Origin of the sequence: Kosakonia sp. S42 (genome assembly GCF_016624785.1) — a bacterium.
Classification (GTDB): Bacteria; Pseudomonadota; Gammaproteobacteria; order Enterobacterales; family Enterobacteriaceae; genus Kosakonia; species Kosakonia cowanii.
On the sequence record NZ_JACVTW010000001.1, the window covers coordinates 1 to 13239 of the forward strand.

Annotated in this window: 13 protein-coding genes; 4 read left to right on the top strand and 9 right to left on the bottom strand. The window is 55.3% G+C overall.

Annotation, left to right across the window (positions count from 1 at the left end; translation table 11 throughout):
- Positions 1-206 precede the first annotated feature (206 nt).
- Positions 207-821, bottom strand: a complete 615-nt coding sequence (locus tag IAE50_RS00005) for a flavin reductase family protein (RefSeq protein ID WP_094420414.1) — start codon at positions 819-821, stop codon at positions 207-209.
- A gap of 94 nt (positions 822-915) precedes the next feature.
- Between IAE50_RS00005 and rlmF the strand changes: the two genes are divergently transcribed.
- Positions 916-1851: a 23S rRNA (adenine(1618)-N(6))-methyltransferase RlmF gene (gene rlmF, locus IAE50_RS00010; RefSeq protein WP_094420413.1), complete on the top strand. Its 936-nt coding sequence runs from the start codon at positions 916-918 to the stop codon at positions 1849-1851.
- Here the strand turns inward: rlmF and ybiO are convergent.
- The 6 genes from ybiO to rhtA form a co-directional block, all read right to left on the bottom strand.
- Positions 1841-4078, bottom strand: a complete 2238-nt coding sequence (ybiO, locus tag IAE50_RS00015) for a mechanosensitive channel protein (RefSeq protein WP_200579254.1) — start codon at positions 4076-4078, stop codon at positions 1841-1843. The two genes, rlmF and ybiO, sit on opposite strands and share 11 nt — an antisense overlap.
- Positions 4079-4193: 115 nt before the next feature.
- Positions 4194-4916, bottom strand: coding sequence for a glutamine ABC transporter ATP-binding protein GlnQ (glnQ, locus tag IAE50_RS00020; RefSeq protein ID WP_023481528.1), 723 nt, complete (start codon positions 4914-4916; stop codon positions 4194-4196).
- A complete protein-coding gene (glnP, locus tag IAE50_RS00025) occupies positions 4913-5572 on the bottom strand; it encodes a glutamine ABC transporter permease GlnP (protein ID WP_023481646.1) in 660 nt (219 codons plus the stop codon). Before glnP ends, glnQ begins: the two co-directional genes overlap by 4 nt.
- A gap of 86 nt (positions 5573-5658) precedes the next feature.
- Complete coding sequence (gene glnH / locus IAE50_RS00030; protein ID WP_094420411.1) at positions 5659-6405, bottom strand: glutamine ABC transporter substrate-binding protein GlnH; 747 nt, start codon at positions 6403-6405, stop codon at positions 5659-5661.
- A 368-nt stretch (positions 6406-6773) separates the two neighbouring features.
- The gene (gene dps / locus IAE50_RS00035; protein WP_023481476.1) at positions 6774-7277 is read right to left on the bottom strand and encodes a DNA starvation/stationary phase protection protein Dps; all 504 of its coding nucleotides are present in this window, start codon (positions 7275-7277) and stop codon (positions 6774-6776) included.
- A 294-nt stretch (positions 7278-7571) separates the two neighbouring features.
- On the bottom strand, positions 7572-8462 hold the full coding sequence (gene rhtA, locus IAE50_RS00040) for a threonine/homoserine exporter RhtA (protein ID WP_200579255.1): 891 nt from the start codon (positions 8460-8462) through the stop codon (positions 7572-7574).
- Positions 8463-8820: 358 nt separating this feature from the next.
- Here rhtA and ompX point away from each other — a divergent pair, with 358 nt between their 5' ends.
- Positions 8821-9336: an outer membrane protein OmpX gene (gene ompX, locus IAE50_RS00045; protein WP_023481426.1), complete on the top strand. Its 516-nt coding sequence runs from the start codon at positions 8821-8823 to the stop codon at positions 9334-9336.
- A 68-nt stretch (positions 9337-9404) separates the two neighbouring features.
- Here ompX and IAE50_RS00050 read toward each other — a convergent pair whose 3' ends face one another.
- The gene (locus IAE50_RS00050; protein WP_200579256.1) at positions 9405-10994 is read right to left on the bottom strand and encodes a phosphoethanolamine transferase; all 1590 of its coding nucleotides are present in this window, start codon (positions 10992-10994) and stop codon (positions 9405-9407) included.
- A 277-nt stretch (positions 10995-11271) separates the two neighbouring features.
- A complete protein-coding gene (gene mntS, locus IAE50_RS00055; protein ID WP_054804083.1) occupies positions 11272-11403 on the bottom strand; it encodes a manganase accumulation protein MntS in 132 nt (43 codons plus the stop codon).
- 186 nt (positions 11404-11589) lie between these two features.
- Between mntS and mntR the strand changes: the two genes are divergently transcribed.
- Together mntR and IAE50_RS00065 are read left to right on the top strand one after the other, a co-directional pair.
- The gene (gene mntR / locus IAE50_RS00060; protein ID WP_023481508.1) at positions 11590-12060 is read left to right on the top strand and encodes a manganese-binding transcriptional regulator MntR; all 471 of its coding nucleotides are present in this window, start codon (positions 11590-11592) and stop codon (positions 12058-12060) included.
- The gene (locus tag IAE50_RS00065) at positions 12057-13166 is read left to right on the top strand and encodes an anion transporter (protein WP_200579257.1); all 1110 of its coding nucleotides are present in this window, start codon (positions 12057-12059) and stop codon (positions 13164-13166) included. The genes mntR and IAE50_RS00065 overlap by 4 nt, the downstream gene beginning before the upstream one ends.
- Positions 13167-13239 lie beyond the last annotated feature (73 nt).

Consider the following 13239-nt stretch of genomic DNA (forward strand, 5'->3'; position numbering starts at 1 on the left):
GATTGACAAGGGGGGAGCGGTCCCCCCCTTGTCCCGTTCACCGCATAAGAGATTGATGAAACTCCCGAGCGCCTGGTGAACGGAACCGTTCCACAAAATGCCATATGCTAGGCCCATTGCCGGATGGCGCGTCCCGCTTATCCGGCCTACGCCGTTTCAGAAATAATCGTTTTGTAGGCCCGTCGATAATAGCCTGGCGGCGTTGATTAACGATTATCCGGGCGAACCAGATCGAAACGCTGATCCTCGCTAATAGCGTAATAAGCGGACGGTCCTCCGGCACGCAGCACCGGCTGTGCCTTCGCCGTCTGGTAAATCCCCTCTTCGAGCAGCGACTCATCAATATGCACCGCCACCACTTCCCCCAGCACCAGCCAGCTCTCAATCGGGCTGCCGTCGGCGGCGGTGAGCTGGATGCACTGCGACAAACGGCACTCAAAGTTAACCGGGCTTTCCGCCACGCGCGGGGCGCGCACCAGGCGGCTCTCTGCCGGGGTCAGCCCGGCGCGGGCAAACTCATCTTCGCCGTGGGCCAGCGATGCGGAGGTCTCATTCATCTGTACCGCCAGATCGCGGGTGGTTAAATTCCAGACAAACTCTTTGCTCTCGACGATATTCTGCACGCTATCTTTCCAGCCGCTGCTGGCAAAACCAATAATTGGTGGGCGATAGTTAAAGCAGTTGAAGAAGCTATAGGGCGCCAGGTTGCGGCGGCCTTGCCCGTCCAGCGAGGCGATCCAGCCGATAGGGCGCGGGCCGACAATGGCATTCAGCGGGTCGTGCGGCAGGCCATGACCTTTCGCGGGCTCATAAAAATACATAGCGTCTCCTGATGGCAAAAAGTTTCTTCAGGCTCCCTTATTTACCCGGCTGGCGTCAACGGGTATCTTACGCCGCTGTTAACAGGAGAATGCCATGAATGCCCAGAAGCCGGGTCTGCACCCGCGTAACCGCCACCACAGCCGCTACGACCTCGACGCCCTGTGCGCCGTCAACCCGTCGCTGCGCGCCTTTATCACGCGCAATCCGAACGGGGAAGAGACCGTTAATTTTGCCGATCCGCAGGCGGTGAAAGCCCTGAATAAGGCGCTGCTGGCGCATTTCTACGGCGTGCGCGAGTGGGATATCCCGGACGGCTTTCTCTGCCCGCCGGTGCCGGGCCGCGCGGATTATCTGCACCATCTCGCCGATCTACTGGCAGAGAGCGATAACGGCACCATTCCGGCGCAGGCCAGCGTGCTCGATATCGGCACCGGTGCGAATTGCATCTATCCGCTGATTGGCGCCCATCAATATGGCTGGCGTTTTACCGGCAGTGAAGTCAACGCCGAAGCCTTTGCCAGCGCGCAGGCGATCATTGCGGCCAACCCTGGCCTGACCCGCGCGGTGCGCCTGCGTCGCCAGAAAGATACGGCGGCGATCCTCACCGGCATCATTCATAAAAATGAGTCCTACGATGCCGTTATCTGTAACCCACCTTTCCATGACTCGGCGCAGAGCGCGCAGGCAAACAGCGAGCGCAAGCGGCGCAACCTTGGCCAGTCTGTGACGGACGCGGCGAACTTCGGCGGCCAACAGCAGGAGCTGTGGTGTGAAGGCGGCGAAGTAGCCTTTATCAAGACGATGATTGCCGAGAGCAAGCAGTTTGCCCGCCAGGTGCTGTGGTTCACCTCGCTGGTGTCGCGCGGCGACAACTTGCCGGAACTCTACCGCGCACTGACGCAGGTCGGCGCAGTTAAAGTGGTGAAAAAAGAGATGGCGCAGGGGCAGAAGCAGAGCCGCTTTATCGCCTGGAGCTTCCTCGACGAGGCCCAGCGTAAACGCTGGGCACAGAGCCGGTTTAAAGGGTAGGTTGTGCGGGCGGCGTACCGGCGTTCGCCGCCGGTTGCGCTTGCCCAATCCCTTCCGGTGCCGACACCATCTGGTAGGTCTGCACCGGCGGGCGTACGTGGGCGAGGTCGAAATGCTTTTTCACCATCGTGTCGAGGGCGAAACGTACCGTCCACTGCTTTAGCGGCAGGGTGGTGAAGGTGACACGCAGCGTAAAGGCGGTGTTGGTCAGCCCGACCAGCCCGGCAAAATTTGGCTCGCCGATAATCAAACCGCGAATCTCCTCCTGCTCCATCAGTTCCGCCACCGCATCCTTCAGCGCCTGATTGGCCTTGTCTGTATCCTCATGACGATCGACATCGTAGTTCGCCACCACTGAGCCAATCCCGCGTACAAAGTTGGCGAAGGTGGTGATCGATGACCACGGGATAATGTGATACGCGCCGGTATCCTGACGCACGCCGACGGAACGAATGGTCATCCGCTCCACCGTGCCGGTAAGCGGGCCGATGGTCACCAGATCGCCGGTGTTCATCCCATTCTCGAACTGAATAAATATGCCGGTGATAATATCTTTCACCAGGGTCTGCGAACCGAACGAAATCGCCAGCCCCAGCGCCCCGGCACCCGCCAGCAGTGGCGCAATATTCACTCCAATTTCTGAGAGCACAATCATCACCGTAATGGTGCTGATCACCACCGCCAGCGCGTTGCGAAACAGCGTCAGCAGGGTACGTGTGCGCGCGCTGGGCAGCGGGCGACCATGAATATCGGATGTCAGGCGGTTCTCAATAATCGTTGCCAGCAGCGTCCAGCCGACGGCGGAGAAGAAGAGGATCAGCGCGATGCGGATCAGAATATCGACCGCCTTCTCCCCGGCACCATAATTGAGCCAGTGCCAGAAATCGAACAGCCCCCACGCGCTTAACAGCAGCAGAATAGTGGTGCAGGCCACCAGGAAACGGGCGGTCTTCATCGAGGCGGATAACCAGCCGTTAAGACGCTTTTGCAACTCCGGATAGTTGCGCTGCACCTGTGGCGACAGGGTGATGGTTTTATCGAGCCAGCGCGACAGCACGCCGGAGATAAACGCCGAGACGCTGAGGATCGCCAGGCTGCTCAATGACGCACCCATCATAAACTTCAGGCTGTTGCCCGGATCGAACAGCGAGAAGAAGAAGAGCACGATGAAGTAGGCACTGGCGAGCCAGTGCCACACCAGCGCAAAGGCGCGGATAAAGAGGCTGAAGAAGGCCAGCGAGCGGTCTGCCAGCAGGATCAGGTTGTGCTGGATCTCGCGCTTGTTATGAAAAATAAGGTAGAGCGCCCAGAGGGTAATGCAGAGCATGATCACCACATTGGCGAGCGCGCCGAACTGAATGTTCACCTGATTGGAGATAATAGGCACCGCTACCAGCAGCCCATAGCCAATCAGGCTGCTGAGCGCGCTTAAACGCAGGTGCCAGTAGCGCGCCGTCTCATCACGAATATGAAACGGGCGTAGATCGGGAATGCGCGGGCAGAAGATAAGCCGCAGGATCGCTTTGAAAAATTCAATCAGCGCGAAAGCGTTAAGAAACAGGCTCTGCTGAAAGGCGATAGTGCTGTTGCCACCGGTAAGATTGGCGCGCAGCACCTGGCCGACAAACAGCGTCAGCGCCAGCAGCATGATGTCGATAATAAAAGCCCCGACGATCATCGACGGCAGCTGTAACCAGTTGCTGCTGTCGCGGTTTTTACGCCGCCCCCACGCGCCCATGCGGCGGTAAACCGGCGAGACGCAGAAACGCACGGTCCACCAGAAGGCGAAGACCAGCACCGCGAGCAGCATGAAGTGGCTGGCGGCATTGGTGAAGGTTTGCGGGTTAAAGGCTTTATGCGGCGAGCCAGTGATATTGCGCCACAGCTGGGCAAAGCGGGTCGAGAGCGCCTCGCCATAGTAATCCGCCACTTCGGTAACCTTCTCCAGCACCGTTTTCTGCTCTTCAATGGCGGGCGGCGAGATAACCGGCACTGGCTCCTGCGGCGGCGTGGTGGCGACTTTACGCAGCTGGTCGATCAGCTCTTTGCGTGATTCATCATTCTCCAGCACATCGGCCAGCGCGCCATAGGCCGCTTTTTTCTGTTCAACATCGGGTTCGCTGGTTTGCGCTGAGGTGGGTGTAGTGGTTGTGGCGGTAACGCCGGGTATCGTCGCGGCCTGAAGCGGCGCGCACAGCAGGCTAATCAGTAACAAAATCCACGGCATAGCTCCTCCGGTGAGAAAATCCCGCAAAGGGATAAGTATAGGTGCCGGGGGAGGGCGGGAGAAAATTGCGCACAATCCGCAAAAGAAAAACCCCTCCGGCTGGAGGGGTTGGCTGTCAGGAGACGTGTTGCAGGAACTCCTGCAAACGCTGGCTGGGCGGATTCTCAATCAGCTGCTGCGGGTTGCCATCTTCGGCAATGCGGCCCTTATCAATGAAAATCAGACGCGAAGCCACTTTTTCGGCAAAGCCAATTTCGTGGGTCACAATCACCATTGTCATCCCCTCTTCGGCCAGATCCTGCATCACTTTCAGCACTTCGTGACGCAACTCCGGATCGAGCGCCGAGGTCGGCTCATCAAACAGCATCATCTTCGGTTTTACCGCCAGCGCGCGGGCAATCGCCACGCGCTGCTGCTGGCCGCCGGAGAGCTCGGACGGGTAATGATGGGCGCGCTCGGCAAGACCCACTTTCGCCAGCAGCGCTTTCGCCTGCTTTTCCGCTTCCGCTTTGTTGGTGCCGCGCACGCGCAGCGGGCCAAACATCACGTTCTCCAGCGCCGTCAGGTGCGGGAAGAGGTAAAACTGCTGGAACACCATGCCTGCTTCCTGGCGGATCAGGCGCTCATCCACTTTCGGGTCGTTGACCTTCAGACCATCAACAATCAGATCGCCTTTGGTGATCTCTTCCAGCTTGTTGATGCAGCGCAGCAGGGTCGATTTACCGGAGCCGGACGGCCCGATAATCACCACCACTTCGCCCTGGGTAATGTTGAGGTCGATATCATGCAGCACCTGGGTTTTACCGAAGTGCTTGGAAACGTTTTTAAATTCAATCACAGGATTTTCATCCTTTTTTCAAGACGGCGAAGCACGATGTTGAGTGCCTGGGTAATGATGAGATAGATAACGCCGACGGCGGTCCAGATCTCCAGCGCGCGGAAGTTCCCGGCGATGATCTCCTGGCCCTGGCGGGTCAATTCAGCCGCGCCGATAACAATAAACAGCGAGGTATCTTTGATACTGATGATCAGCTGGTTGCCAAGCGGCGGCAGCATACGGCGCAGCGCCAGCGGCATAATGACGTGGCGAATGGTTTCGCGGCGCGACAGACCAAGCGCCATGCCCGCTTCGCTAAAGCCTTTATGGATCGACAGCACCGAACCACGGGTGATCTCGGCAATATAGGCACCGGAGTTGATCATGATCGTCACCACCGCGGCGGTGAAGGTGTCGATGCGCAGATCCGGCAGCGCCATCGGCAGGGCGAAGTAGATGTACATCACCTGCACGACAATCGGCGTGCCGCGGACAATTTCAATAAACACGAGGGCGACGTGGTTTGAGATCCACCCACCGTAGGTACGGGCTAAACCAGCCATCAGGCCGATAACGATACCGCCAGCCAGACCGAGGATCGAGATCCACAAGGTCATTTTGGCCCCGTCCAGTAGAAGCGGAATGGCGGGCCAGATGGCGCTCCAGTCAAACTGCATGTGATTAATTCCTGTATACCGTAGAAGAGACAAATAGCGCGGGGACGAAAGCCGCCCCCGACGTTTAACCTGTTACTTTTTAATAATTATTTAGGCTCAGAACCGAACCATTTTTTGTAGATTTCGTTGTACGTACCGTTCTCGCGCAGGGTTTTCAGCGCGCCGTTCACTTTCTCACGCAGATCGTCGCTGCCTTTCGGGAAGGCGATGCCGTACTGCTGCGCTTCCAGAGAGTCGCCTACCGCTTTAAAACGACCGTTGCCGGCGGTTTTGATGAAGTAGAGGATGTTTGGCGTGTCGTGCAGAACCGCGTCAGCGCGGCCGGTACCCAGTTCCATGTAGGCGTTATCGATGTTCGGGAACTGGCGCAGATCTTTAGTTTTGATATTTGCTTTCGCGTAATCCACGGAGCCGGTGCCGCTCTTAACTGCGATCACTTTACCGTTGAGATCTTTCGCGCTTTTCACGTCGTTGTTGTCGGCTTTCACCATCACCAGCAGGCCGCTTTTGTAGTAGCCGTCGGAAAACTCGATCGCTTTTTTACGCTCTTCAGTAATGGTGATGCCCGCCAGTGCGACATCAACGTTTTTGGTTTGTAGCGCAGGGATGATGCCGCTGAAGTCCATCGGCTTCAGTTCATAATCCAGCTTCAGCTCTTTCGCCACGGCAGCCCACAGGTCGATGTCGAAACCAACGTACTCATTGCCTTTTTTGAATTCGAAAGGAACGAATGCAGTATCGGTAGCCACAACCAGTTTTTTATCAGCAGCCTGAGAAGAAACAGCAAAGGCGAGAGCGAGTGCGGCAAGGGAGAATTTCAATACAGACTTCATAGTGTTTCCTTTTGTATCGGGGGAGCGAGCCCCTGCGAGAATGAACGCAGTATGAAAAAATCATGCCAAGTTTACAACCTATTGTTTTGTAAAGGCGAAGCTTTAACCGGTTGCACAATAAGTGTAGCAATGACACCGCAATGCACCATTTTGAGTCACTCTTTTGGTGCGCTCGCGCGCGATTGTCGGCAGTGCTGCTATTTAGCGCACAACGTGGGCGAGAAACAATCACTTATTAACAATTTTGTGATGAAATAATTACGAAGCGGTAACTTTGTGGCAGGAAGGGGGGAGAAGTGGTGCACCATAAAAGTGCAAACCCCCGCACCGGAGGCGCAGGGGTCAGAACAATAGCGAAAAGATCTGGCTTATTCGATGTTCGCTTCGATAAACCACAGGTACTGATCCAGATCGCGGGAAGCGGCGGTAAAGATATCTGCGGTATCTTCATCTTTCGCTTCGGTGATGGCTTTACGCAGGTCGTTCGCGACAACCGCGTAACGATCGGCCAGCTCTTTCAGGTGATCCTGCACGCTGTGAATGTCCAGCGGGTAGCTTTTCAGTGCCGTTTTGCTGTTGATCACCTGAGTGGTACCCAGTGCAACACCGCCCAGCTGAACCGCGCGCTCTGCCATGGTATCAAGGTGCGTTACCAGCGAAGTACGGAACTGATCCAGCATTTCGTGCACGCCAATAAAGTTCGCGCCGCGCATGTTCCAGTGGGCCTGCTTGGTGATCAGAGACAGGTCAGTGAAGTGGATCACCTGGCGATTCAGCAGCTCAATGGTCGCTTGTTTGTCGCTGTCCGATACATCGTTACGGGTATAAAGCAGATTAGACGCTTTCGTTTTTACCAGTTTAGCGGTACTCATAATCCATATCCTCTTGATGTTTGTGTCCCAGGTAATTACCGGAACTAAGTATAGCACCAGATTAACCGTCGTCGGTTTTGGCTATGCCTATCAGTTCGATAGCGTGATTTAAATATAGGTCACGATTTCGAAAACGTGCAACTAATCGAATGAAATGTAAGATAAATCTAATAAAGAGACAGTGGATAACTAAGAATAATTCTAATTAATAAAGAATTTACTTAAAGCGTAAAAAATAATGTCAAAGGTCTGAATGAATATTCAGCATGAGCGAAATCTCATGCTGAATAATTATTATTTACCAATATCCACTTCTTTTATTGTGGTCTCGCGGCGCAGGGTTAATGTCGACCCCATTGAGGCAATCACAATCGCCATCAAGGCCAGCACCTGCTGGAGCGCAAGCGTCTCACCGAGGAAGATCATGCCCGAGACGGCCGCGAGTGCCGGCTCCATGCTCATTAGCGTGCCGAAGGTACGCGTCGGTAAACGGGTGAGGGCGATCATCTCAAGGGAGTAGGGCAGAGCAGTTGACAGAATCGCCACCGCAATACCGAGCGGTAAAATCGACCAGTGCCACAACACGTCGCCCGCCTGGAACGCGCCAAGGGGAACAAAAACGATTGCGGCAATCAGCGAGCCCAGCGCCACCGTCGCCGGGCCATGATCCTCGCCCGCGCGCTGCCCGCTCAGAATATAGATAGCCCAGCAGGCTCCCGCGCCGAGCGCAAACGCCGCGCCGGTTAAATCAACATGCGCCACATCCTGGCCCAGCGGCAACAGATACCACAGCCCGAGCACGGCGAGGATCACCCAGATAAAATCGACCGCACGGCGGGAGGCGAAGAGGGCGACGGCCAGCGGACCGGTGAACTCCAGCGCCACGGCCACACCGAGCGGCACGGTCTGGATCGCCAGATAGAACATGTAGTTCATCGCGCCGAGCGACAGGCCATAAAAGAGCAGCGGCAATCGCTGTTCACGGGTAAAACGCAAACGCCATGGTTTAAAAACAACCGCCAGGATAAGCGTGCCGAGGGCAAGACGCAGCGCGGTGACGCCGGGCGCGCCAATCAGAGGAAAGAGTGATTTCGCCAGCGACGCCCCTCCCTGAATCGAGGTCATCGCGATAAGCAGAATGATAACCGGTACCCACACCGGCAGTTTACGCGGCAAAACAGGCATCCCTTCTCCGTTAAGTGTCAAATGAGGCAGAGCCGACAGTCTACTTGAAATAGTATTCAGACGGTTGATGGTTGGTTGTAAAAAAGGCTGAAAAAATCCGTATAATGGCGTCCGGGCGGTCGTTTATTGGCCTGTTTATTTAAGAATAATCTGGATGAACGAATTCCAGAACAGGTACCATAATAGTCCGACTCTTGAGAAAAGTGCTTTTTAATGAATGAGTTGTTAAGAAGCGGAAACTTTCTGTTACATGAAAGAACGCTTTAGACTCTATTTCTCTCAAAGAGTTTCCTTATAATTTTTGATATATTTAAATGCGTAGTACCCAGGATTTCTTGAAGCACATTTGAGGTGGATTATGAAAAAAATTGCATGTCTTTCAGCACTGGCCGCTCTTCTGGCGGTTTCTGCAGGTTCCGCAGTAGCATCAACTTCTACTGTTTCCGGCGGTTATGCTCAGAGCGACGCTCAGGGTATTGCTAACAAAACCAACGGTTTCAACCTGAAATACCGTTACGAGCAGGATAACAACCCGCTGGGCGTTATCGGTTCCTTCACCTACACCGAAAAAGATCGTACTACCGGTGAAGGCGTTTATAACAAAGCTCAGTACTACGGCATCACTGCTGGTCCGGCTTTCCGCATCAATGACTGGGCGAGCATCTACGGTGTAGTTGGTGTTGGCTACGGTAAATTCCAGCAGACTGCTGACGTTGCTAAAGTGTCTGACACCAGCGACTACGGCGTTTCTTACGGTGCTGGTCTGCAGTTCAACCCGATGGAAAACGTTGCTCTGGACTTCTCCTACGAGCAGAGCCGTATCCGTAGCGTTGACGTTGGCACCTGGATCGCTGGTGTTGGTTACCGCTTCTAATCGCTTTTGCGATAATAAAAATCCGCCTCAAGGGGCGGATTTTTTTTGCCTGCAAAAAGCATAGACCGTTAACGGCTGCTGCGCGTGTCGAACAGGTCGGTGCCGAGATGGTTATAGTCCACTTTCTGTAACTTAAAGTTGGTTACGTAGACGGGCCCCGCTTTTTTCCCCGAGATGAACGGATAGGCATTTTTGATCTGCGTGGCGGTAATCCCGGTCCACTGCGAGAAGAAGCTCAAAAAGTCGTTGGCGGAGCGGCGCGCCTTAATCAGACGATGTTTTGTCGCATCGCTTGAGACCACCATAAACGGCACCTGGAAGTTCTGCTGAAAATGGTCGTCATGGGCGAGATACTGCACCTCTTTGCCGCGCTCTTTAAACGCCAGACCATGATCGGAGAAGTAGACCATCGAGAAGCTCTCGCCGCTGTTGCGCAGCTGGGAGTAGATCTTGCCCAGCAGATCGTCGGTTTGCGTGATGGAATATAGGTAGCAGGAGGTCTCTTTGGACTGCACAAACTCGTTGTACTTGCCGCCGGTGCGATCGCACGCCTGCGGGTGCGACCCCATCAGATGCAGCACAATCAGCTGCGGTTGATTACGCCGCACGCTCAGCACCTGGTTGGTGAGTTTTAACAGATCCTCATCGCGGGTATTTTTATCCGCTTCAAAGTCGCCCCGTTTCAGGAACTGCACTTCATCGGCGCGCTTGGCAATGCTGGCGATCGCCGTGTCATATTCGCCAATCTGCCCCTGGTTTGAGAACCACCAGGTCTGGAAACCGGCGCGGCTCGCCAGCGTGACAAAGTTATCCTGATACTGCGGCTTGTCGTTGACCACGCGGTTTAAGGTCAGGCCAAGGGACTTCTGTGTCGATCCGCTGGCGGCAATATAGTCGGTAAAGAGATCGCCATTCACCTGGCTGGCAAACGGCGTATTGTTCCAGTGCCCACCAAAAGCGCCCAGCGCATCGCGGCGCGCGCTCTCGCCAATCACCACCACATAGACGTGATACTTCGGATTTACTGCGGTGACCGTCCAGGTATCTTTCATCCCGGAGAGCTGCGCCATGTTCTCCTCTTCCACCTTCACTTCGTGGTAGTTGTAGGCGACATCGCGCACAAAGCGCAGCACCGGCACGCCGGTGTCGATCAGGCGGAACTCAAAGCCGCGAAAGTGGTTCTGTACCGGGCCGATAAAGTAGGCGGCGACGCAAAAGATCACGCCCAGCGTGTCCCACTTCAGCCACGGCGTCGAAGGCACCAACACCCGGCGGCGCAGCGCAATCACGCCCAGCGCGAGGATGCCAACGCTAATCACGTAGTGATACCACGGGAAGATGGTCAGAATTTCTGACGACTCTTCAATATTGGTGGAACGCAGCGCCAGCAGGGTGTTGAAGTTGGGTGCGCCATAAGCCTGACCAAACGGAAAGTAGCTGGCGGCGACCAGCGTGGTGATGGTCAGAAAGATTTTTTGCGCACGCGGCGCATGACGCCAGAGCACGCAGAGCGCGCAGGTGGAGACCACCGCATACAGCACGCTGAATTCGTAGCCGAGCGCAAAGTTAATTAACAGGGACTGCAGGAAATAGAAACCAATCCACGGATTGATCGACTGACCGCGCAGGGCAACGGACTCTTTAAGGATTACGCTCATAGATGATTTCGTGAAACGCCATGTGCTCACCCTGGCGTAAGGGTCAAAACCTGCCGGACAGCGCGCTGAGAGGGGGAGGGGATCCGCGTCTGCGGTGCGCATTGAGTGCAGGGCTGCGCAAAGATAAAGCGCGGCGGGTTCAAGGTCAACAGCAGCTAAGAGATTGTTTTGCGAGAGTGATTGCAAATCCAGCAAAATTACGCGGATTTTGGGGAAAACAGGTCAGTATGAAGCGATAAGATGACAGAAAAATGAAGCGGCGTACCGCGACGCCGCATCAGTGGGTAGGTTTATCTTCGTTCGGCTGCGGCTTACCGTTGACGATATCGCACAACATATTGAGCAGCATTAAACGGACTTTAAAGGGAGAGTGGCTAAACACGCGCATACACCTCTTGAACTCATTCATTGTCACCTCCTGATGATTAGGACCCCTTCGATCCATGAAAGGTGAACGCATTACATACAGATATAGCACAGGCTATATTACATAGCTACGGCTAATACGTTAATTTTTTGTACTGATTCACGGATGGTTTACAATGCGCCTCTCTTATATGATGCTGCACAGCGTCTCACCGTCAGGGGAAGCACTATGAACCGTCGCGCAGGTAAGCAAACAATAAAAAAAGTGACGCTGGTTAATGTCGAAGAGCATGTCGAAGGTTTCCGCCAGGTCCGCGAAGCGCACCGCCGCGAGCTGATTGATGACTATGTTGAACTCATCTCCGATCTGATCCGCGAAGTGGGGGAAGCCCGCCAGGTGGATATGGCCGCGCGCCTCGGGGTGTCGCAGCCCACGGTGGCGAAAATGTTAAAAAGGCTCGCCTCGGTCGGTCTTATTGAGCAGATCCCGTGGCGCGGCGTCTTTCTCACCGCCGAAGGGGAGAGGCTGGCGCAGGAGAGCCGCGAGCGCCACCAAATCGTTGAGAGTTTCCTGCTGGTGTTAGGCGTCAGCCCGGATATCGCCCGGCGCGATGCGGAAGGGATGGAGCACCACGTCAGCGAAGAGACCCTTGAATGTTTCCGTCGTTTCACGCAGCAACACGAGACGCCATCTGAATGAACCTCCCTTTTATTCGCGCCCTGGCGCGTGACCGCTTTCTCCACCTGTTACTGTTAATCGGCGTCGCCCTATGCTTCTTTGTGCCCTTTGCGCCAAAGAAGTGGCCCGCTGCCATCGACTGGCACACCATTATTACCCTTAGCGGTTTAATGCTGCTGACCAAAGGGGTGGAGCTGAGCGGCTATTTTGATGTGATTGGCCGACGCATGGTGCGCCGTTTTCAGCATGAACGTCAGCTGGCTATTTTCCTCGTGCTGGCGGCGGCGGTGCTCTCTACCTTTCTGACTAACGATGTCGCGCTCTTTATTGTCGTGCCGCTAACCATCACGCTGAAGAAGCTGTGCGAAATCCCGGTTAACCGGCTGATCATTTTTGAAGCGCTGGCGGTCAACGCCGGATCCCTTTTAACGCCTATCGGTAACCCGCAGAACATCCTGATTTGGGGCCGTTCGGGGCTCTCTTTCCCGGCCTTTATCTGGCAGATGGCACCGCTGGCGCTGGCGATGATGATCACCTTGCTGGTGCTGTGCTGGTTCTGTTTCTCCGCGAAAGCGCTGACTTACCATAGCGGGCAGAGTTCGAGCGAGTGGAAACCGAAGCTGGTCTGGAGCTGCCTCGGCTTTTACCTGGTCTTTATCACCGCGCTTGAACTGAAGCAGGAGCTGTGGGGGCTGGCGATTATCGCCGTCGGCTTCCTCTTCCTGGCGCGCCGGGTGGTGATAAGCGTTGACTGGACGCTGCTGCTAGTCTTTATCGCCATGTTTATTGATGTCCATCTGCTGACGCAGCTGCCAGCGCTGCACGCGACGCTTGCCAGCACCGGCCAGCTCTCACAGCCGGGCTTATGGCTGACCGCGATTGGCCTGTCGCAGTTTATCAGCAATGTGCCAGCGACCATTCTGCTGCTCAACTATGTGCCGCCCGATACATTGCTCGCCTGGGCGGTGAATGTCGGTGGTTTTGGCCTGCTGCCGGGATCGCTGGCGAACCTTATTGCCCTGCGTATGGCAAACAATCGTCGCATCTGGTGGCGCTTCCATCTCTACTCCATGCCGCTGCTGGTGTGGGCTGCGCTGCTGGGATACGGATTACTCTTAGTCATATAGTGCTGATTTGTCAGTTTATCCTGGCAAATGTATAGCAACCGCCTAAGTTTAGTAAACGGCGCACCCTCGGCGC

Coding starts and splice junctions, on each gene's coding strand:
- IAE50_RS00005 (WP_094420414.1), bottom strand. CDS start 821: ATGTATTTTTATGAGCCCGCGAAAGGTCATGGCCTGCCGCACGACCCG.
- rlmF (WP_094420413.1), top strand. CDS start 916: ATGAATGCCCAGAAGCCGGGTCTGCACCCGCGTAACCGCCACCACAGC.
- ybiO (WP_200579254.1), bottom strand. CDS start 4,078: ATGCCGTGGATTTTGTTACTGATTAGCCTGCTGTGCGCGCCGCTTCAG.
- glnP (WP_023481646.1), bottom strand. CDS start 5,572: ATGCAGTTTGACTGGAGCGCCATCTGGCCCGCCATTCCGCTTCTACTG.
- glnH (WP_094420411.1), bottom strand. CDS start 6,405: ATGAAGTCTGTATTGAAATTCTCCCTTGCCGCACTCGCTCTCGCCTTT.
- dps (WP_023481476.1), bottom strand. CDS start 7,277: ATGAGTACCGCTAAACTGGTAAAAACGAAAGCGTCTAATCTGCTTTAT.
- rhtA (WP_200579255.1), bottom strand. CDS start 8,462: ATGCCTGTTTTGCCGCGTAAACTGCCGGTGTGGGTACCGGTTATCATT.
- ompX (WP_023481426.1), top strand. CDS start 8,821: ATGAAAAAAATTGCATGTCTTTCAGCACTGGCCGCTCTTCTGGCGGTT.
- IAE50_RS00050 (WP_200579256.1), bottom strand. CDS start 10,994: ATGAGCGTAATCCTTAAAGAGTCCGTTGCCCTGCGCGGTCAGTCGATC.
- mntS (WP_054804083.1), bottom strand. CDS start 11,403: ATGAATGAGTTCAAGAGGTGTATGCGCGTGTTTAGCCACTCTCCCTTT.
- mntR (WP_023481508.1), top strand. CDS start 11,590: ATGAACCGTCGCGCAGGTAAGCAAACAATAAAAAAAGTGACGCTGGTT.
- IAE50_RS00065 (WP_200579257.1), top strand. CDS start 12,057: ATGAACCTCCCTTTTATTCGCGCCCTGGCGCGTGACCGCTTTCTCCAC.